Raw genomic sequence first — 19,798 nt, 5'->3', positions numbered from 1 at the left:
CATGGCAAACTTGGGCATTGGCATCATCGGATGCGGCAATATCTCAACCTCTTACCTGCGGCTGGCGCCTTTGTTCAAAGGGCTGGAAGTGCGCGCCGTGGCCGATATGAACATGGCAACGGCGCAGGCGCGCGCGGCAGCGTTCGACGTCAAAGCGCAATCGGTCGATGACCTGCTGGCGAATAAGGACGTCGATGTGGTGATCAATCTGACCATCCCCGACGCGCATTATGCGGTGACGCGCCGGATTTTGGAGGCAGGCAAGCACGCCTATTCCGAAAAGCCGCTGGTGCTGACGCTGGCGGAAGGTGTGGCCCTGCGTGACCTCGCGGCCAGCAAGGGCCTTGCCGTGGGCTGCGCCCCCGATACGTTCTTGGGCGGCACCCATCAGCAGGCCCGGGCGCTGATTGACGAGGGCAAGCTGGGCACGATCACCACCGGCTGCGCCGCGATCCAAGGCCATGGGCCCGAAAGCTGGCACCCCAGCCCGGAGTTCTTCTACCTGCCCGGCGCAGGCCCGATCATGGATATGGGCCCCTATTACATCGCCAATCTGATCAACCTGCTTGGCCCGGTGCGTCGTGTGGGGGCGCTGACCTCATCGGCCACCCCGACCCGCACCATCGGGTCCGGCGATCGGGCAGGGCAAGAGATTGCGGTGAAAACCCCCAGCAATATTCAGGCGTTGCTGGAGTTTCACTCAGGCGCCACCATTAGCTTTTCGGCAAGCTGGGATGTCTGGCACCACAAGCGCAATCATTTTGAACTCTACGGCAGCGAGGGCACGCTTTATGTCCCTGACCCGAACTTCTTCGGCGGACCGCTGGAAATGGCGGGGCGCGACGGTGTGCTGCAGACGGTTGCGGCTTGGGATCATCCGTTCAGCATCGTCAACCAGAAGGGCCATCGCGGCGAGGATCAGGCGAATTACCGCACCGCGGGCATGGCCGATATGGTGCTGGCGATCACCGAAGGCCGCGATGCGCGCTGCTCGCTGGAGCGGACCCTGCACGGCGTCGATGTGATGACGGCGGCTTTGCGGTCGGGCGAGACGGGGGAGTTCATCACCCTGACCACCACCTGCACCCGCCCCGCCGCTTTGGGGCCGGATCAGGCGCGGGCGTTGCTGCGCTAAGGCTGGAACCGGGGGTTTCCCAACCCCGGACCCCCTTAGGATATATGAGCCAGAGGATAACCATGATCGAGAACCCGGTGCTGCGCGGCTTTAATGCCGATCCGTCGATCTGCCGGGTGGGCGGCGACTACTACATCGCCACCTCAACCTTTGAGTGGTATCCTGGCGTGCAAATCCACCACTCCCGCGATCTGGTGAATTGGCGGCTTGTGGCGCGTCCGCTCAACCGTGCCAGCCAGTTGGACATGCGCGGCAATCCTGACAGCTGCGGGGTTTGGGCCCCTTGCCTCAGTCATGCCGATGGCAAGTTCTGGCTGGTTTACACGGATGTCAAACGCCTCGACGGTGCGTTCAAGGATGCGCACAACTACATCGTCACCGCTGAAGCGATTGACGGCTATTGGTCGGACCCGATCTATGTCACCTCCTCGGGCTTTGACCCCTCGCTGTTTCACGATGACGATGGCCGCAAATGGTTCACCAACATGCGCTGGAACCATCGGCCCATCGGCAGTGGCCTCAACCCCGCGCAGGATCGCTTTGATGGCATTGAAGTGCAGGAATGGCACCCCGAGCGCGGCCTTCTGGGTGAGGTGACCACGATCTATACCGGCACATCTCTGGGCCTGACCGAAGCGCCGCATCTCTTCAAACGCAACGGCTGGTATTACCTGACCATCGCTGAGGGTGGCACCGGCTATGATCACGCGGTGACGATGGCACGGTCGCGCAAGCTGCACGGGCCTTACGAAACCCACCCCAACCAACACCTGATGACCGCCCGTTTCGCCCCCGGCAATCCGATCCAGCGCGTCGGGCATGGCCAATATGTCGAAACGCCTGAGGGCGAGGCCTTCCACAGCTACCTCTGTGGGCGGCCCGTGCAGGGGCCGCATGGCGCGTTCTGTGCGATGGGGCGCGAAACCGGGCTGGCCAAATGTATGTGGGTGGAGGATTGGCTTTACCTTGAGGGCGGCGGGCTGGTGCCGCCTGCCACCCTGCCTGGGCCTGCGCGCGTGCCGGGGCCGCCAACGGCGCATGATCTGACCAACAGCCTGCCTGCCGAATTCCAATGGCTGCGCACCCCATATCCTGCGCGGATTTTCCAGATGACCGGACAAGCCATGCGCCTCACAGGCCGCGAAAGTCTCGGCTCGTGGTTCGAACAAGCCCTCGTCGCGCGCCGCCAAGAAGACCAAGCCTACCATGCCGAGACCACCATTTTGGCCGATCCGCCCAACTGGCAACGCGCGGCGGGCCTCACCACCTATTACAACCGCCACAAATTCCACGCCGCTTTGATCACCGATGAACCCCAGATTGGCCGTTGCGCCCGCATCATCTCTTGCATCGGCGATCCGACCGAGGCGTTGACCTTCACCGACCCGGTGCCGCTGCCAGATGGCCCGATCACCCTGTCGGTCAAAGTGGATCGCGCCAGCCAGCAATTCTTCTGGGCGCAAGGTGGCGCGGCGCAACCGCTTGGCCCGCTGCTCGATGCCTCGGTGATCTCGGATGAAGGCGGGCGCGGCGAACATGCTTCGTTCACCGGGGCCTTTGTTGGCATTGTGGCCTATGATCTGACTGGGCAAGGCTGGAGTGCCGATTTCACCCGTTTCGCTTATCATCCCGCCGCCTGATAAACGCCGGGCTTGCAACGCAGGCCATTGCCGTCATAAACGGCGCTCAGAGCAATGAGTGCAGGCCGCATGACCGACGACAGCCGTAAAATCCCGACCCACGAGGTCATCTACGCCCGCCTGCGCGACATGATCCTGTTTGGCGTGCTGCAGCCCGGTCAGCCCGTGACGATCCAAGGCCTGACCGCAGGTTTAGAGGCCGGAATGACTCCAGTGCGCGAAGCCATCCGCCGCTTGGCTGCCGAAGGCGCATTGCTGCCGCAGGGCAACCGCCGTGTAACCGTGCCGCGCCTCAGTGCCGCCGACCTCGATCAAGTCGCCTTCGCTCGATTGACGATTGAGCCGCATTTGGCGGGCCTTGCCGTGATCACCCCCGCATTGATCGCCAAGCTGGAAGCCTTGGATGCAGCCGTCGATGCCGCGATCCGCGCCGACGATGTCTCGGGCTATCTGAAAAGCAATCACGCCTTCCATTTCGCCTTGTATGAGGCGGCAGGGGCGGGGGTGCTGTTGGATATGGCGCGTTCGCTTTGGCTGCGCTTTGGCCCCAGCCTGCGGGTGGTGTCGTCGCGCAGTGGCGCCACCAGCCTGCCGGATTCGCACAAAGAGGCCCTTGCGGCGATGCGGGCAGGCGATGCCGCCGGGTTGTCAGCCGCGATGCAGCGCGACATTGCGCAAGGTGTTGATCAGGTCCGCGCGGCCTTGCAACGCGGTGAAATTTAGGCTCGCAAAGCTGCCTCTAAATAATTTGATCAAATTTCTTGAACGCCGCTGCGTTTGATCATATCCTGATCCAAAGGCCACCGGATTCGGGCATGGCCGCGCGTATCAAGAGGGTCATGCGATGAACAAAATCACCAACCACATGCCGACGGCTGAACTTCAGGCGCTGGATGCCGCCCATCACATGCACCCCTTCACCGCCAACGCCGCGCTGGGCCGCAAGGGCGCGCGGATCATGACGCAGGGCAAGGGCGTCTGGCTGACCGACTCGGAAGGCAACAAGATCATCGACGGCATGGCCGGGCTGTGGTGCGTCAACATCGGCTATGGCCGCCCGGAGCTGGGCGAAGTTGCCAAACGGCAGATGGATGAGTTGGCCTATTACAACACCTTCTTCCAGACCAGCCATGTGCCGGCCATCGCTTTGGCTGCCAAGATCGCCGAACTGGCCCCGGAAGGCATGAACCACACCTTTTTTGCAGGCTCGGGCTCGGAAGCCAATGACACCAATATCCGTCTGGTGCGGCGCTATTGGGACATCAAGGGCCAGCCGGAAAAGCGCATCATCATCGCGCGGACCAACGGCTATCACGGCTCGACCATCGGTGGCGGGTCTTTGGGCGGCATGTCAGGCATCCATGCGCATGGTGGCAAGATTGCGGGCGTGGTCCATATCGGCGAGCCGAACTATTGGGATCAGGGTGGCGATATGACGCCCGAGGCTTTCGGGCTGATGCGGGCGCAGGAATTGGAGGCGATGATCCTGAACCTTGGCGTCGAAAACGTCGCCGCCTTCATCGGCGAGCCTATTCAGGGTGCGGGTGGGGTGATCGTGCCGCCGTCGACCTACTGGCCGGAAATCCAGCGTATCGTCGACAAATACGGCATCCTGCTGATCGCGGATGAGGTGATCACCGGGTTTGGCCGCACCGGCAACTGGTTCGGCAGCCAGACCTTTGGCATCAAGCCGCATATCATGACCATCGCGAAGGGGTTGTCTTCCGGGTATCAGCCGATTGGTGGCTCGATTGTCTGCGATGAGGTGGCGGCGGTGATCGGCACCGATGAGTTCAACCACGGCTACACCTATTCCGGCCATCCGGTCGCGGCGGCGGTGGCGTTGGAGAACCTGCGGATCATGCAGGAAGAAAAGATCGTCGAGCATGTCCGCGACGTGGCGCATCCCTATCTGGCCGCGAAATGGGCGGCGCTGGCGGATCATCCGATGGTCGGAGATGCGCAGTTGGTGGGGTTGATGGGTTCGATTGCGCTGACCCCGAACAAAGAGAAGCGGGCGAAGTTTTCTTCTGATACCGGGACGGTCGGCTATCGTTGCCGCGAGCGCTGCTTTGCCAACAATCTGATCATGCGGCATGTGGGGGATCGGATGATCATCGCGCCGCCGCTGGTGATCACGCCGGACGAAATTGACGTGCTGATCGCGCGGGCGAAGACATCGCTGGATGAGTGCTATGCGGGTCTGAAGGCGGACGGGTTGTTTAAGTGATCTGAAGCCGGGTTTTGAGAGGAATTGGGGGCGGGGCTGCAAGGCTCCGCCCTTTTCTATCGGGTGTCCACGCGTGGACATCTTGCGTTTTATTTAATTTCAAATGGTTATGTCCCGGCATTAGGGGGTTGTTCATCTTTTCCGTTGGGGCAATCTGCGCCTTCCGGCGATGAAGAGGCCACGATTTTTCTCAAAAATCGGGATCGTGGAGGTGTTTTGCGGGGGCAGTTTTTGCGGTCGGCGTTGAAGCCTCCGGCGGGGATATTTAGGCCAAGATGAAAGCCGAAGGGTGGGAGTTGTTTGGCCGAGCGCGGGATTGCTGGAACGCAGTTCGGCGCGGGCTTGCACAAGCCGTGTGGTTTTCCTTTTCGACAGCCGTGCGCTTGAGTTTGCCCGCCCGCTCGCCTATTCCTTTAGCAACGGTATAAAGGATGGTTTTCCCATGCGGATTCACAGTGACCTGGCTGACACGATTGGCAACACCCCGCTTTTGAAGCTGAAACGGGCGTCTGAGATCACCGGTTGCACGATCTTGGGCAAATGTGAGTTTCTCAACCCCGGTCAGTCGGTGAAGGATCGCGCGGCCTTGTATATGATCCGCGATGCGGTCGCCAAAGGCCAGTTGAAGCCGGGCGGCACCATTGTGGAAGGCACGGCGGGCAACACCGGGATTGGCCTCGCGCTGGTCGGTGCCAGCATGGGGTTTCGCACTGTGATTGTTATTCCTGAGACACAATCTCAGGAGAAAAAAGACATGCTCCGCTTGGCGGGGGCGGAATTGGTGCAGGTGCCAGCGGCACCCTATAAGAACCCCAACAACTATGTGCGCTATTCGGGTCGCTTGGCCGAGGCTTTGGCACGGACTGAGCCGAATGGTGCGATCTGGGCCAATCAGTTTGACAATGTCGCCAATCGTTTGAGCCATATTGAGACGACTGGGCCAGAGATTTGGGAACAAACCGGCGGCAAGGTCGATGGGTTCATCTGTGCGGTTGGTTCGGGTGGGACTCTGGCCGGGGTTGGCATGGCGTTGCAGCCGAAGGGCGTGAAAATCGGCCTCGCGGACCCGGAGGGGGCTGCGTTGCACGCGTTCTACACCACCGGCAAGTTTGATGCGCCCGGCACCTCGATCACCGAAGGCATCGGGCAGGGGCGGATTACCGCCAACCTCGAAGGCTTTACCCCCGATTTCAGCTATCGCATCCCGGATGCCGAGGCGCTGCCGTTGTGCTTTGAAATGCTGGAGGATGAGGGGATTTGTCTGGGCGGCTCGTCGGGCATCAACATCGCGGGCGCGGTGCGGATGGCGCAGGAAATGGGGCCGGGGCATACCATCGTCACCATCCTGTGTGATTACGGCAACCGCTATCAGTCCAAGCTCTATAACCCGGCCTTCCTGAAGGAAAAGGGTCTGCCGGTGCCGAAATGGCTGGACCGCGCGCCGTCGAATATCCCGACGGTGTTTGAAGACGCATGATTGGTCTGATGCTGCGCAGGGCGCTGCTGGTTCTGGCGCTGCTGGCGGCGCTGGGGCAGGCTGGCCCAGCCCTTGCGCAAGACGCGCTTAAACCTGAGGATTACAAGACCTTCGACACCACGGTGTCGCAGATCGAGGATGTTGTCGTCAAAGCGCAGATTGATGACGAACGCTTGAGCAGTATGCGCGCCGAGATGGTAAAATGGCGCTCGACCTTCAGCGCCGCACAAGGCAGCAACGCCGACCAGATCGCCACGGTGAAAAACCAAATTGCCGCGCTGGGCCCGGTGCCCGCTGAGGGTCAGACCGAGGATGCGATGATCGCCAAGCGGCGGGGTGAGCTGAGCGCGGAGTTGGCCAAGCTGCAAGCGCCGGTGCTGACCGCCACCGAGGCCACCACCCGTGCCGACAGCACCATCGCGTCGATTGATAAGCTGATCCGCGAGCGTCATGCCGATAAATTGCTGCGCTTGTCTCCCTCGGCGCTGAACCCGGTGAACTGGCCGACGGCGGCGTCGATGTTCCGCTGGATGGGGCAGTGGATCTGGGATGAAACCCGCTGGCGCTTCACCCGGCCGATGAACGTCGATCAACTGCGCGACAATGCGCCGTTGATTGTGGTTCTGGTGCTGTCGGCGCTGCTGTTGTTGGTGCGCGGCGGCCATTGGATGCGGCGGTTGACCTACTGGCTGCTGACGAAAACCCACATGCGCGGGCGCAATCTGATCTCGGGCTTTGTGTCTTTGGGTCAAGTGGCTTTGCCCGTGGTGGGGGCGGTGTTGCTGTATATGGCGCTGGAGCGGGCCTCGCTGTTTGGGCCGATCATCCTGTCGCTGTTTGCAGCGCTGCCCGCCGTGGTGTTGGTGATTTTCCTGACACGCTGGCTGGCGCATCATATCTTCCCAACCGATCCTGCCACGGAAAGCGCCATTGGACTTGGGCCCGAGGGCCGCGCCGAGGGGCGGCTGCAAGCGGTGTTGCTGGGGGTCTCGGTTGCCGTTTACGATCTGGTGGCGGCGTGGATCGTGCCGAGGGCTGCGAATTTTCTAGGCGGGGCTGCCAGCAACATCGGGGCAGATCGCGCGCAGCAGGTGGCGCAGGCAACGGATGCGGCGATTTCGGTGATCGTGGTGCCGTTGCAGATTTTCGCGGCGGTTGCGCTCTATCGGCTGGGCCATATCTTGCGGCGGCAAAGCGCGGTGGGGCGCAGCGGCACGGACGGCGCGTTCCGGTTTGAGCTGATCTATTGGGTATCTTCTGCCGCCATCGCAATCGCGGTGGTTGCCCCGGCTCTGGGCGTGATCGGCTATGTCAGTGCCGCCAATGCGCTGATCTGGCCTGCGATCAACACCTTGTCGCTGTTTGCGATGGTGGTCGTGCTGCAAGGCTTCTTTGCCGAATTGTATGTGACGGTGGCGCGCACGCCTGAGGCCCGGCACGATGGCTTGATGCCGATCATCGCCGGTCTGGTGATCACCTGTGCGGCGCTGCCGCTGCTGGCGCTGATCTGGGGCGCGCGGGTGGTCGATCTGGTGGATCTGTGGGCGGCGTTCCGCTCTGGCGTCTCCTTGGGTGGCGTGCGGATATCGCCGACCAGCTTCATCATCCTCGTCGCGGTGTTCGGGGTCAGCTATGCGGTGATGCGACTGGTGCAGGGGGGCTTGAAATCCTCGATCCTGCCGCGCACCTCGCTGGATCAGGGCGGCAAGAACGCCATCATCTCGGGCGTGGGCTATGCCGGGGTGTTTTTGTCGGCGCTGCTGGCGATCACGGCGGCGGGGATTGATCTGTCGGGCTTCGCACTGGTGGCCTCGGCCTTGTCGGTCGGCATCGGTTTTGGCTTGCAGACGATTGTGTCGAACTTTGTCTCGGGCGTGATCTTGCTGGTCGAACGCCCGGTGTCTGAGGGCGACTGGATCGAGGTCGGCACCACCTCGGGCATCGTCAAGGCGATCTCGGTGCGCTCGACCCGGATCCAGACCTTTGACCGCTCGGACGTGATCGTGCCGAATTCGGATCTGATCACCGGGCGGGTGACGAACTGGACCCGGTTCAACATGTCGGGCCGGATGATTGTGCCGGTCTCGGTGCCGTTCACCTCGGACAGCCGCCGGGTGGAGGCGATCCTACGTGAGATCGTTGAGGCGCAACCTCTGGCGATTTTGACACCGCCGCCGATCATCGCGCTGATGGGCTTCACCGGCGAGCTGATGAATTTTGAGATCCGCGTCATCGTGCGGGATATCTATTTTCAGGTGCCGGTGCGCTCGGAGATCAACCACCAGATTGCCGAGCGGTTCCACGCCGAGGGCATCTTGTTCACCAACGCGCATCGCGATTACCTGAAGCGTCTGGCGGATGAGGCGGCGGCGGATGCCGAAGCCAAGGCCGAGGAACAAGCTGCGTTGGACGCCGTCGCTGTGTTTTTGGCCGAGCCGGACGCCGCCCCATCAAGCCGCCCAAAAGCCAAGGACACCGACGCATGACCACCACCTTGCTGTTTCGCTACGACGCCTATCTGCGCGAGGCGGAGGCGACCGTGCTGGCGCATACCCCCGAGGGCGGCATCGTGCTGGATGTCTCAATCTTCTACGCTACGGCAGGCGGGCAGCCGGGGGACAGTGGCTTGATCGTTTGGGCGGGCGGGCGGATGCCGATTGCAACGGCAGTCAAAGTTGAAGGCGGGCTGATCGCTTTGGTGCCAGCCGAGGCCACCGCCTTGCCACCGGTGGGCAGCAAAATCACCCAGCGCCTCGACTGGCACCGCCGTCACCGCCATATGCGGGTGCATACAGCACTACATTTGTTGTCGGTGGTGATCCCCCTGCCGGTGACCGGCGGGCAGATCGGCGCTGATAAAGGCCGTCTTGATTTTATGATGCCAGAGCCGCCCACCGATGTAGCCGCGTTGAACACTGCACTTAACCTATTGATCGAGCGTGATCTTCCGGTCACAGACACATGGATCAGCGATGCCGAATTGCTGGCCAATCCGCAGCTTGTCAAAACCATGTCGGTCAGCCCACCGATGGGGCAGGGCCAAATCCGTCTGGTGCGGATCGGCCAGGGCGAGGCGCAGATTGATCTGCAACCCTGCGGTGGCACCCATGTCGCCCGCACCGCCGAGATCGGCCGGATTGAGATCGGCCGCATCGAGAACAAAGGCAAACAAAACCGCCGGGTCAACCTGCTGCTGGTCGATTGACCACAGGCAGCCCATGGGCAAAAATCCCACCAAATCGCCAATAAAACCAAATCGCCCCCCCTTGCGCCCGCTTGGCGTTGCAGGCTAAACACCCGCAACGGATCGGTGGCCGAGTGGTCGAAGGCGCACGCCTGGAAAGTGTGTAGGCGGGGAACCGTCTCTAGGGTTCGAATCCCTATCGATCCGCCATTTTCACATTTGTTTAACCGTGCAAGTCATTGAAAATACAGGAAAAAGTTAACTGAGAGCCTACGCGTTCGACGTTCTAGTGGGAAATTGCTATACAATTTGCGCTACACTTTGCTTTACACTCGATGCCGATTCGACCATTGTAACGCGGCAGTGCGAGGTCAGCGACATCATGGCAATCAAGAAGCGTGGCAAAACCCAGTATCTTTATAAGCGTGTGCCCAAGCGCTACGCGGCTGTAGAGCCCCGTCAGTTTGTCTGGGTAAGTCTGCACACTGACTCGGAGGCGCTTGCGGCCACGAAGGAGGTTACGGCTTGGGCCAACATGGTCGAAGGATGGGAAGCGCTTCTCGCGGGCGATAGCAGTGATGCTGAAACGAGGTTTGCGGCCGCTCGGGAGCTGGCCTCTGCCCGCGGCTTCCGGTTTATGAAAGTGGCCGATGTCGCCAAATTGGAACGCGACGAACTGCTCACTCGAATTGAGGCGGTGCCGCAGACAAGATCAGGCCCGAATTTGATCGAGGCGGCGGCCATTCTTGGCGGAGCCGTTGAGCCAGAGATTACGGTAAGCAAGGCGCTGGAGCTTTACTGGACGCTCGCCAAGGATAAAACCTTCGGCAAGAGCGAGGATCAGCTGCGACGCTGGAAAAACCCCCGAGTGAAGGCGGTGAACAACTTCGTTGATCTCATCGGCGACAAGGCTCTTGCCAGGATCACGGGCGATGACATGCTTGATTTCCGCAATTGGTGGATGGAGCGGATAGAGCTTGAGGATCTGACCGCCAACAGCGGCAACAAGGACCTCGTTCACTTAGGCGACATCTTCAAGACGGTGAACCGGCTGAAGCGGCTGGGCCTTGTGTTGCCGCTATCCGATCTGGCGATCAAAGAGGGCGAGCAACGTCAGCGGCCACCGTTTTCCGTGGAGTGGATCAAAGAGAAGATCCTGGCACCCGGCGCTTTGGGTGGCTTGAATACCGAGGCACGCTGCATCGTGCTGGGAATGGTTAACACCGGATATCGTCCGAGTGAGGGCGCTGGATTGCTGAGCGCACATATCAACTTGGCGGCGAGGGTGCCGCATATTTCGATCGAGCCTGTGGGCCGCCAGCTGAAAAGCAAGCACGCCAAGCGCGTGATCCCGCTTACAGGAGTAAGTCTGGAGGCGTTTCGTGAATGTCCTGATGGCTTTCCGCGCTATCGCGACAACCCTTCACTGTCAGCGACGGTCAACAAGTTCATGCGTGAAAACGGGCTGATGGAGACACCTGGCCACACGCTCTACAGCCTCAGGCACGCATTCGAGGACCGGATGTTGGCGGCAGGCGTTGATGAACGGATCCGTCGTGATTTGTTTGGTCATGCTTTGGGCAGAGAACGTTACGGCCAGGGCGCCACGTTGGAGCACCTGCAGCAGGTCGTTCAGACCATCGCCCTCTGACGCGCAATCAGACGCGCCCGCGTGATCGCGTCACCCATCGACTGGTCCAAGGCAATCTCGACCTCTAAGCGTTCGAAAAGCGGAAGATAGACGGGATCAGCATCTACCAACTTCGCCACCTTCAGCAAAGCTGCGCGCAGCCGTTCGATTTCGATATCCCGCTGTTTCGCCGACTTGGTGATCATAGTCTCTTCTGGTCCTAAGTCGCGCCAACCTCGCGTTCCTATGGAATGAGGTTGGCATAAAGTGATGCAGATATCATATCTATATTATTATCTTGACGCAAGGCCGATAATACGGCTATAAGAGCGACATCACTAAATACAGAGCGAGAGGCACGACGATGAGCACCAACAACCACATCCCCTACACTTGGGCCGAGATCGAGGATCAGCTACGCGTGGCGATCATGTGCCAAGCCTCTATCCTCGACTACACCGGTCCGAAAGCCAGCGGTTTTGCACAACAATACCTTGGGGGAGACCCTAGCGAGGAGATCGAAAACCTAGGCGGCACCGCCATCAAGATTGAACAATACGGTCTCTACGACTATGCACGCGCCGCTTACGCGTATGCCTACCAACTTGATGGGCTGGAAATGGCATCCGATGAGACACATTATGAATTGGCATGCGGCGTGCTGAACGGCTTCCCGCAGACAGATTTGCATGGCGAGCCTTCGCCGTTCTGCAAGCTCAACGACTTCCCTCTGCGCCGCATGTTTGAAACATTTCTGGCAAGATGGGAACTCTACGAATTCGAGGATTGGAGCGGCGTGTCGGTGCGCGCGTTGTCATTGCTCTCCAATATGACGGTCCCGGCGGTCCGCACGTCTCTGAGCAAAGAGGGATTTAAGTTGGAGTTTGCGGCGCGCGAAGGCACCCGACGCGATGACGATAAAGCTTTGACCCTGAACCCGAAGGACGCGCTCAGCTGGCTGTCACGACGGCGCGGCTTTACTGCGAACCGCAACGCTGAAACACGCGATGTCGCAAGCGTCGCCACCGAGATCTTTGCCAACCCGGATCTGAGCTTCGACACAGCCCTGCAACGCGCAATGACCGTCCTGCGGGTCGACGCAAACGCTTTGGCGGATGTGACGCAGCGAACTGCTCAGTGGGTTGAAACGTTGCGCAAAGGCGGATCCGCTGAGATTGACGTCGTTGCCCTACGGGCGATGGCGCGCGCTTTGAATGCACCTGAGCCGGAATTTGTGGCCCGGGCCGTGAAGCACTTGATTGGGCTCGATCTGACAGCGTCATCACCCGCAAGCGCCTAGATGTCCCGAAACGCCACGATCACACCCGCCTAGCGGCGGAGACTGACGGGCGCTCGGGTGACTACATCACACCGAAGAACACAGCAGACGCAGGCAGGTAAACCCTGCCCGCGTGCCCGGCAATAATGTCCAAAATTCTGAAGGCCGAAATCTTCGAAATCCCCTTGTTTGCAAGGGGAAATGCGGACGCACGCCTGACGATGTCCAGTTGCAACCTTTTCAAACCATCAACACCCCTATCATACAGAAGGAAGAACGTCTTGGCCAAGCACAAAGCACGTCGCAATTCAGTCACTATCAGCACTGCCCACTCTCCTGTTATGAAGCGCTGGAGGGATCTGACAGTCGGCGAACGCCACCGAGAAATGATCAGGTTTGCAGCCGGCAGCGGTGGCCGCGCAGTAACGCTGAACTTCTCTGCGGCATTCGAAAAGTTCATCCTGACTACAGAAGATCCTATGCGAGCTATCGGTCAGCGAATGAACCGTGAGCTCGTCAGTCGCGGCCTGCAAAACCTCCCCATTCTGCTGATCCTTGAGACCTCGCGAAAGGAAAAGCGTCCGCACATTCATGGTGTCTATATCGCTGGAGCGGTGGATCCCGGCTTGGTTCGTGAAGCCATGCGCAAAGCTGTCGGAAAGGTCGCCAGCCACTCAGGCTCTCGCCAATTCTACCACAGGGACATCTTCTACGCAGACGGCTGGTGGACCTACATCACGATGGATCATCGGTTGACGCGTCGTCTGCTCAGATTGGATGCTGATGCCCGGCTTTGGTGGGTTTCACGCTCATTGCTTCAGGATGCCAGAGATTACCAAACGGCAGCGCGCGCCGACGCGGCCGCCAACCTTGATCACCAGCTTCCAGGCCGCGTGAGCTGAACCGTCCCGGCTGGGACCATGGGACCGCTGCAGCTCTCCAGCAAAAATCAAGCCGGTCCCCCGGTCCCATGGTCCCGACACCTCGATCCAAGAACAACAACGCAGTTGGTTGGCTGTGAATAAACCTGCCTTGCCGAGGGGTTACTCGGTGTTTTCATCTGAAGGATAAGAAAATGAACAACGTAGTGCAGATTTCCGACTTCCCGGCGCAGCCTGCCACGGTCGACTCGGATACACTAGAACTGACCAGTTCACTGCCAGATGGCTACGCTCTTTTTGACGATGGCGTATACGCACTGGCGGAAGAAGAAGCTGGTGAGCCGATTTTCATTTGCTCGCCGCTTCGTGTTGATGCTGGTTTTGCCGACCTGGCTGGCACAGGATGGGGCAAGCTTATCTCCGTCAAGAGTCCCGATGGCGTTTGGCATGATGTTCCGGTCATGAATGCGCACGTCACCCGCGCCCCCGGGGACGTTGTTGCCCGACTTGTCAATCATGGCTTGGAGCTGGGTCCTGAGCGCAAGTGCAAGGAACTTCTGCTCGCCCTTCTCGGCCGGTGGAAGCCCACACGGCGCATGACGTCGGTGTCGCGCTTGGGTTGGGTTGGTGAGAACCGGTCCGCGTTTGCTCTCGGCAAAAATGTGATTGGTCAGGGCGCGTTTCTGCCGCTGCTGGACTTGGCGCGTGGGCCTGCTGCGCATCTGGTCACAAACGGCAGCTTGAGCACTTGGAAAACTGACATCGGCATGAAGTGCCGGGGAAACCCCATGATGGTCCTGGCAGTGTCTCTGGCCTTCTCCGGCCCGCTCCTGGCGTGTGTGGGGATGGATGGCGGCGGCCTCCACTTCCGCGGTGCATCGTCTTCCGGCAAAACAACCCTGCTTCACCTTGCAGCTTCTGTTTGGGGAAGTGCGGATCTCATCACCCAGTGGCGGGCAACGAGCAATGGCCTGGAAAGTATCGCTGCAAATCTCAACGACATCCTGCTGCCGCTAGATGAGATTGCCGAAATTTCAGCCCGTGCGCTGCAGGAGACCATCTACATGCTGGCAAACGGCACGGGAAAAGCACGCATGACCAAGGGCATCACACCGGATGAAATTCAGCGTTGGCGGCTTGCGTTGATTTCATCGGGCGAAATCAGTGTTGCAGAAAAGCTGAAGGAAGCTGGTCAGAGGCAGATGGCCGGACAAGAAGCACGTTTAATCGACATCGAAGCCGACAGCCGAGCACATGGCGCATTCGATGATCTTCATGGTTCGGAAACTGCGGCAATGTTTGCTGACATGCTGAAAGCCGCGGCCAAGACGAGCCATGGAGCAGTGGGACATGCTTTTGTCAGAGGAATGCTTGACCACCAAGACAAGGTTGATAACGTGGTGCGCACCCTTTTCGCAAAGCTATGCAAGGAGTCTCTTGGGAAGCTTCCTCAGGAGTCCGACGGGGTTGTCAGCAGAGTTGCGCAGCGTTTTGCCCTTGTGGGCGTTGCGGGAGAATTGGCAACTGCCTTTAAGCTGACTGGTTGGGACGAAGGTGATGCTCATAAATTCGCGACTGCTGCATTCCTCGACTGGCACGACAGAATTCATGGCGCGAAGCACGAAGGGCTTGCCAACGTGATTGTGCCCATTCAGCAATTTCTGACTGCGAAGCTCGACACCTTGCCGGAAGTGGGCACTCTGGTTTCGAGCGATCCGATTGGATGGAAAGATGCAAGTCGAGTTTTTCTCACCGCCGATTGCTGGCACCAAATTTATCCTGGCTCTACGGCCGCTACGGCAGCAACGGCGTTGATGAAAATGTCGTTGCTCCTACTTGGTGAAGATGGTCGGCATATGAAGAAGGCTCCGCGTGCCATCCCTGGACGCCCACGGCTCTACACGCTGAAGATTGCCGATGTGATGCGATATAAGCCGATTTGATTTTGGGCGCGGGACCGGGTTTCTGCCCGGCCCCCTGGTCCCCGGTCCCGCCACACTGGGCGCAGAATACAGAAGACTGCGCTTCGCTAACCTTCGTCGATCAAGGCGTGGGCAGATCGAAACATATCATCTGCCAGATTGCTGCTTCCACTGTTCGAACTGACTGCGTCTGATACCGAAGCGGAGCGCGTTGCCTTCGTGCAGGTTCGCAACTTCGGCATCGACGATGGCTTGGAGTAGCGTAAGCACATCGGGATCAGTGTCAGCCGCAACATAATCGGCGATCACCGCATGACCATCCAGAACAACATCACGCACTGCGGCGCGGATCGCTTCACGATATCTCAGGCGCAGCGGATCGGGTTCTGGCAGTGACTGCACGATCGCCGCGTAGCGCTGGCAGGAGCGCTCGTAGGCGGCCAGGTAGACATCCACCAGCAACTCGGTGCGGTTGAACTCGTAGATGGCCTGAGTGCCCCGGAAATAAGCCTCCTCGGGCATGTCGATGAACGACAATGGCGAAAGGTTGTGCTTGATCAATGGGATGTTCGCACCGAGCCGTGAAACCCGCTTGTTCACATCCTCGAACGGTTGAATATATGGGATGTGGACCATCAGGAAGAACGAGGTCTCGAACGGGTCGCTGATCTGACCGGCTTTGTCGAGGATGGTCTGGAAGTTCGCCTCGATGCGCTGCGGGATGGCCAGCGGCGTATAAACGCTGCCGCCAATGTCCACGGGGCGACGACGCAGCCGACCGGAGGCGGCAGGGTCCGCCATCAGGTTTTCTGATAGCAGGGCATGCAGGTTGAGGAAGCTGTAGCTGTCGTATCCGATCTCCTCTGGCGACTCGGCAATCAATTCGATGGCAGCTTTGTGGTTCAGGATCATCTGCGCGTCGATCAGATCTTTTCCTTGGGCAGCTGTGCCGAAGCGGATCAGGTTTTCGGTATCGAGGCGGGTGTAGGTGTTACCCTCCAGCTTCGACGACGCCCAGGACAGGTCGATCATCAGGCGACCGATCACGTCGCGCAGGTGGGTGCCAGCGGGTCTGTTCGCTGTGCCGGTCCTGCCCATGTCGTGCAGCTGGCTGCGCATGCTGTCAGGAAGATAGAAGGTGGCGTTGGGGGTGTAGTGGTCAAGGAAGTCTTGGTTGTAGGTCACCGGGCGTTTGGCAATCACCGGCTGAGCAACAAGGTTCCAAACTTCACGGCCCGCAGATGACATGGCGATCCCTGTAGCCGCCACAGACATTGCAGGCTCAGCGATGCGATATGTGACGGCAACACTGCGGCCCTCTTTGATAACCTGACCAGTGACTTCGAGCAGCCCCAAGTGGCGCTGCAAGGTTCTACGGCTGACTGTGACGCCCTGGTCCATCAGGCGTTGTTCAATCTGGCTGATTGATGTCACGGTCAGGTCTGTCGGAAGCGCTGCGAGAAGCGCCTTCTGGATGTCATGATCAGCGTTGATCATCAAAAGTATCCCATTGTGGTGACGCGCATGTGTCGCTCCTCGTGACGCACAAGTGTCGCGGAATATGTCGCTCTTTTGTCGCGCAATATTGCCGCAACTGTCAATCTGCAAATCAGTTGCCGCCTTTCGTCGGACCTTTACTGTGTTCTGTTTGGGGCGGGTCAGTTGCTAGGTCTCTACTTTTGCAACGTATTTTCCCATTACTATCATGCGCTTACGGACGAACTGTCGCGTCTTTACCTGCTATATAGAAGATACGAAATAGCAGCAAAGGACGATAGCGATGACGACCAAACCTCATAAGGACACCGCGCTGGTGAAGTTTCTCGACCGACGCATTCTGGAAATGAAGCCCAAAACTCAGTCTGAGATGGCTTTTGAAGCCGGGTTTAAAAATGCAAATGTGCTGTCGATGATCAGATCCGGTGCAGCCAAGCTACCGCTCGACCGGGTGCCTGCTCTGGCAAAAGCGATCGACTGTGATCCAGCCCACTTGCTGCGGTTGGCTCTTGATCAAACGGTCGGCAGCACATCTGCGGCTGCCATCGTAGAGATCCTCGGCAGCCCCGTGACCGTCAACGAGCGTGGATGGTTAGATGAGATCCGCGATGCATCTGAAGGTGGCGATCCTCGCGTCACCACGCGCAGCCGCACAACCCTGCGTGGGATTTTTGGCAAATGAGCGCCCCCAAGAGGTTTGACGATTTTGCTGCGCCGCAAGATGGACCGCTGACCAAGGCAGAGAAAGGTTGGGTCGAGCTCCTGCGTGCGATCTGTTACGATGGGGTGCCCACACCAAGCCTGCCTGTGGTGCAGGTGCTGCGCGAGGCTTTGGATGCGCAACGGCGTAGCCCTCGGCGGTGAAAGACGCGTGACGCGCCTCTGGTCACCTCGATCACTGGAACGCTGGACATCAGCTATGTTCAACACACTTGTCTTTCGTTGAACGCTTTGCGATGTTCAACGAAATCCGAGAGCGTTGAACATGCCACTTGACCGCCACTCTGCCACAGCACATGCCGCCTATCATGATCTGCTGCGCTTGCTGCTGGATGATCGCACCTCTGGCCTGCGCGGCACGCCCACGCGGGTCGAGCGCAACAGGCACGTCTATTGGTATGACAGTTTTCGGATCGGCACAGATGTGCGCAAAACCTATATCGGAGAAGAGAACCCTGATCTTCTGGCGCGGATCACGCGACATCGAGAGCTGAAGCTCGCGTCTGAAGGCCGTGCTGCCGAGAGGGCGCGGCTGGTGCGTATTCTGCGCGCAGAACGCCTTATGAGCCACGATGCCGCCACCGGCAGCCTGTTGGCCGCAATGGCGACCGCCGGTGTTTTCCGACTGGGGGGCACCGTCGTGGGCACCCATGCATTCCGACTCTATGAAGGAGAGTTGGGCCTGCGTTACCGCTTCGACGATCTGGCACAAACCGGAGATCTCGATATCGCCAGTTTTGAGCGTCTGTCGCTTGCACTGGATGATCAGGCCGATCCACCCATGGAGAAAGTGTTGGCCGACTTTGCTTTCGAGCCGGTGCCGACACTTGATCCAGGGCCGGCATGGCGCTGGCGTCAGAGCAAAGGCGCTGCACTGGTGGAGTTTCTGACACCGGCCTTTGGTGACGAAGGTGTGCGACCCCTCGCAGCCCTTGGCGTGTCTGCACAGGCGCTGCACCACCTGAATTATCTGATCGCCGAACCCATCCCTGCCGCAGTGCTTTACCGGTCTGGCGTATTGGTTCAAATCCCGCGACCTGAGCGATTTGCGATCCACAAGCTGATCGTCGCCGCCCGCCGTGAAGCCCGCGACAGGATCAAGGCCGAGAAAGATCGCAGGCAGGCGCGCTTTTTGATAGAGGCGCTCCTCGACGACAGGCCTGATGAACTGCAAGACGCCTACCAGGATGCGCTGTCCCGAGGTCCGCGGTGGCAGGAGCGGATCGCAACCACGCTCAAGCTGATGCCTGACGTGGCGGCATGGCTGGGCTGATGCAATTTCCCGAAACCTGGCGCAGGTAATAGCTTGAGGTGCCGCCAGTTGTTGCGCGTCCGCAGCCAACACCTGTCGCTGTCCGCTCCGGCAACGGCAACGGCAAAAGCGACGACGCCTTCAACGTCTGCGTGCTGACGCCAGTGTAGTTGAGGATGAGCAACACCAAACTTCAGCGCTGCGAATATCCGCTTCAGGCAGCTTTACAGCCCATTTGATTGACTACCACACTTCCGACCGCCGAGACCGTCAAGCTCCGTCAGTTGACGCGGTGTTTGCGAGCAAAACAGATCTGTTCTCGTGGAACACGCCGTCTGAGAACGGCAGTGCAAAAGTTTGCCACGGAAGTGGCGGGATAGTCTTGCTGCGGGCAGAGTAAAACTTTGCCACTTTGGCTCTTTCTGGTGACGGGGAGGGCGGGGGATTTTCAGCGTGGAACTTTATAGAAAGGTGCGCCTTGCGCGCCGCGAAGGCCTGAGCGAACGCGCCGCCGCTCTTCATTTTGGTGTTTCGCGTGCAAGCGTGAAGAAGATGATGAGTTTTTCGGTTCCGCCAGGGTATCAGCGGACAACGGCGATAAAGCGGCCCAGGCTGGATGCATTCACGGGCTTCATCGACCAGTGGTTGCAGGAGGACCTTAGTCGGAACCGCAAGCAACGGCATACGGCCAAGCGTATTTTTGAGCGGCTGCGTGACGAGCACGGGTTCAAGGGCGGCTACACGACGGTGAAGAATTATGTCCGCGAACATGGCCGACGCAGCCGAGAGATGTTTGTGCCGCTGGCTCATGCCCCGGGCCACGCCCAAGCGGATTTTGGCGAGGCGATGGTTGTGATCGGCGGTGTTGAGCAAAAGGCGTATTTCTTCGCACTTGATCTGCCTCACAGTGACGCCTGCTTTGTGCGGGCTTATCCTGCAGCAGTTTCCGAG

Annotated in this window: 16 protein-coding genes, 1 tRNA gene and 1 pseudogene; 16 read left to right on the top strand and 2 right to left on the bottom strand. The window is 59.5% G+C overall.

Going from position 1 to position 19,798, the window contains the following annotated elements:
* The first annotated feature begins 1 nt into the window (after position 1).
* The 9 genes from AKV04_RS03265 (at position 2) to AKV04_RS03225 (ending at position 11,317) form a co-directional block, all read left to right on the top strand.
* Positions 2-1,135 (top strand): Gfo/Idh/MocA family protein, encoded by a 1,134-nt coding sequence (locus AKV04_RS03265; RefSeq protein WP_054005048.1) that lies wholly within the window; start codon positions 2-4, stop codon positions 1,133-1,135.
* A gap of 62 nt (positions 1,136-1,197) precedes the next feature.
* Positions 1,198-2,775: a glycoside hydrolase family 43 protein gene (locus AKV04_RS03260; RefSeq protein WP_054005047.1), complete on the top strand. Its 1,578-nt coding sequence runs from the start codon at positions 1,198-1,200 to the stop codon at positions 2,773-2,775.
* A gap of 69 nt (positions 2,776-2,844) precedes the next feature.
* Entirely contained in the window at positions 2,845-3,498 is a 654-nt protein-coding gene (locus AKV04_RS03255; RefSeq protein ID WP_054005117.1) for a GntR family transcriptional regulator, read from the top strand.
* 121 nt (positions 3,499-3,619) lie between these two features.
* Positions 3,620-5,005: an aspartate aminotransferase family protein gene (locus AKV04_RS03250; RefSeq protein ID WP_054005046.1), complete on the top strand. Its 1,386-nt coding sequence runs from the start codon at positions 3,620-3,622 to the stop codon at positions 5,003-5,005.
* A gap of 442 nt (positions 5,006-5,447) precedes the next feature.
* Entirely contained in the window at positions 5,448-6,482 is a 1,035-nt protein-coding gene (locus AKV04_RS03245; RefSeq protein ID WP_054005116.1) for a cysteine synthase A, read from the top strand.
* Positions 6,479-8,968, top strand: coding sequence for a DUF3772 domain-containing protein (locus AKV04_RS03240; RefSeq protein WP_054005045.1), 2,490 nt, complete (start codon positions 6,479-6,481; stop codon positions 8,966-8,968). Before AKV04_RS03245 ends, AKV04_RS03240 begins: the two co-directional genes overlap by 4 nt.
* Entirely contained in the window at positions 8,965-9,687 is a 723-nt protein-coding gene (locus tag AKV04_RS03235) for an alanyl-tRNA editing protein (RefSeq protein WP_054005044.1), read from the top strand. Before AKV04_RS03240 ends, AKV04_RS03235 begins: the two co-directional genes overlap by 4 nt.
* A gap of 99 nt (positions 9,688-9,786) precedes the next feature.
* A tRNA-Ser gene (locus AKV04_RS03230) sits at positions 9,787-9,876 on the top strand.
* Positions 9,877-10,048: 172 nt separating this feature from the next.
* Entirely contained in the window at positions 10,049-11,317 is a 1,269-nt protein-coding gene (locus AKV04_RS03225; protein ID WP_054005043.1) for a tyrosine-type recombinase/integrase, read from the top strand.
* Here AKV04_RS03225 and AKV04_RS03220 read toward each other — a convergent pair.
* A complete protein-coding gene (locus AKV04_RS03220; RefSeq protein WP_054005042.1) occupies positions 11,299-11,502 on the bottom strand; it encodes a hypothetical protein in 204 nt (67 codons plus the stop codon). The two genes, AKV04_RS03225 and AKV04_RS03220, sit on opposite strands and share 19 nt — an antisense overlap.
* Before the next feature lie 215 nt (positions 11,503-11,717).
* Here AKV04_RS03220 and AKV04_RS03215 point away from each other — a divergent pair, with 215 nt between their 5' ends.
* From AKV04_RS03215 to AKV04_RS03200, 3 genes are all read left to right on the top strand, one after another.
* Positions 11,718-12,596 carry a hypothetical protein gene (locus AKV04_RS03215; RefSeq protein ID WP_156317333.1) on the top strand — a complete coding sequence of 293 codons (879 nt, stop codon included), beginning with the start codon at positions 11,718-11,720 and terminating at the stop codon, positions 12,594-12,596.
* A 125-nt stretch (positions 12,597-12,721) separates the two neighbouring features.
* The gene (locus AKV04_RS03205) at positions 12,722-13,477 is read left to right on the top strand and encodes a hypothetical protein (RefSeq protein ID WP_156317332.1); all 756 of its coding nucleotides are present in this window, start codon (positions 12,722-12,724) and stop codon (positions 13,475-13,477) included.
* Between the two features lie 173 nt (positions 13,478-13,650).
* Entirely contained in the window at positions 13,651-15,399 is a 1,749-nt protein-coding gene (locus tag AKV04_RS03200) for a DUF927 domain-containing protein (RefSeq protein WP_054005038.1), read from the top strand.
* Positions 15,400-15,525: 126 nt separating this feature from the next.
* On the opposite strand, the gene AKV04_RS03195 is transcribed toward AKV04_RS03200, so the two are convergent.
* A complete protein-coding gene (locus AKV04_RS03195) occupies positions 15,526-16,875 on the bottom strand; it encodes a Fic family protein (RefSeq protein ID WP_054005037.1) in 1,350 nt (449 codons plus the stop codon).
* Between the two features lie 283 nt (positions 16,876-17,158).
* Between AKV04_RS03195 and AKV04_RS03190 the strand changes: the two genes are divergently transcribed.
* From AKV04_RS03190 to AKV04_RS03175, 4 genes and pseudogenes are all read left to right on the top strand, one after another.
* Positions 17,159-17,557, top strand: coding sequence for a helix-turn-helix domain-containing protein (locus tag AKV04_RS03190; protein WP_054005036.1), 399 nt, complete (start codon positions 17,159-17,161; stop codon positions 17,555-17,557).
* Positions 17,554-17,739, top strand: a complete 186-nt coding sequence (locus tag AKV04_RS03185; RefSeq protein ID WP_054005035.1) for a hypothetical protein — start codon at positions 17,554-17,556, stop codon at positions 17,737-17,739. The genes AKV04_RS03190 and AKV04_RS03185 overlap by 4 nt, the downstream gene beginning before the upstream one ends.
* 121 nt (positions 17,740-17,860) lie before the next feature.
* On the top strand, positions 17,861-18,868 hold the full coding sequence (locus tag AKV04_RS03180; protein ID WP_054005034.1) for a nucleotidyltransferase family protein: 1,008 nt from the start codon (positions 17,861-17,863) through the stop codon (positions 18,866-18,868).
* Positions 18,869-19,300: 432 nt separating this feature from the next.
* Positions 19,301-19,798 (top strand): annotated as a pseudogene (locus AKV04_RS03175) (IS21 family transposase); the annotation flags it as partial.

This window comes from Cypionkella psychrotolerans, assembly GCF_001294535.1.
In the GTDB taxonomy this organism is placed as follows: Bacteria; Pseudomonadota; Alphaproteobacteria; order Rhodobacterales; family Rhodobacteraceae; genus Cypionkella; species Cypionkella psychrotolerans.
Note: the sequence above shows the minus strand (reverse complement) of the source record. Positions and strands in the feature narration are given on the sequence as shown.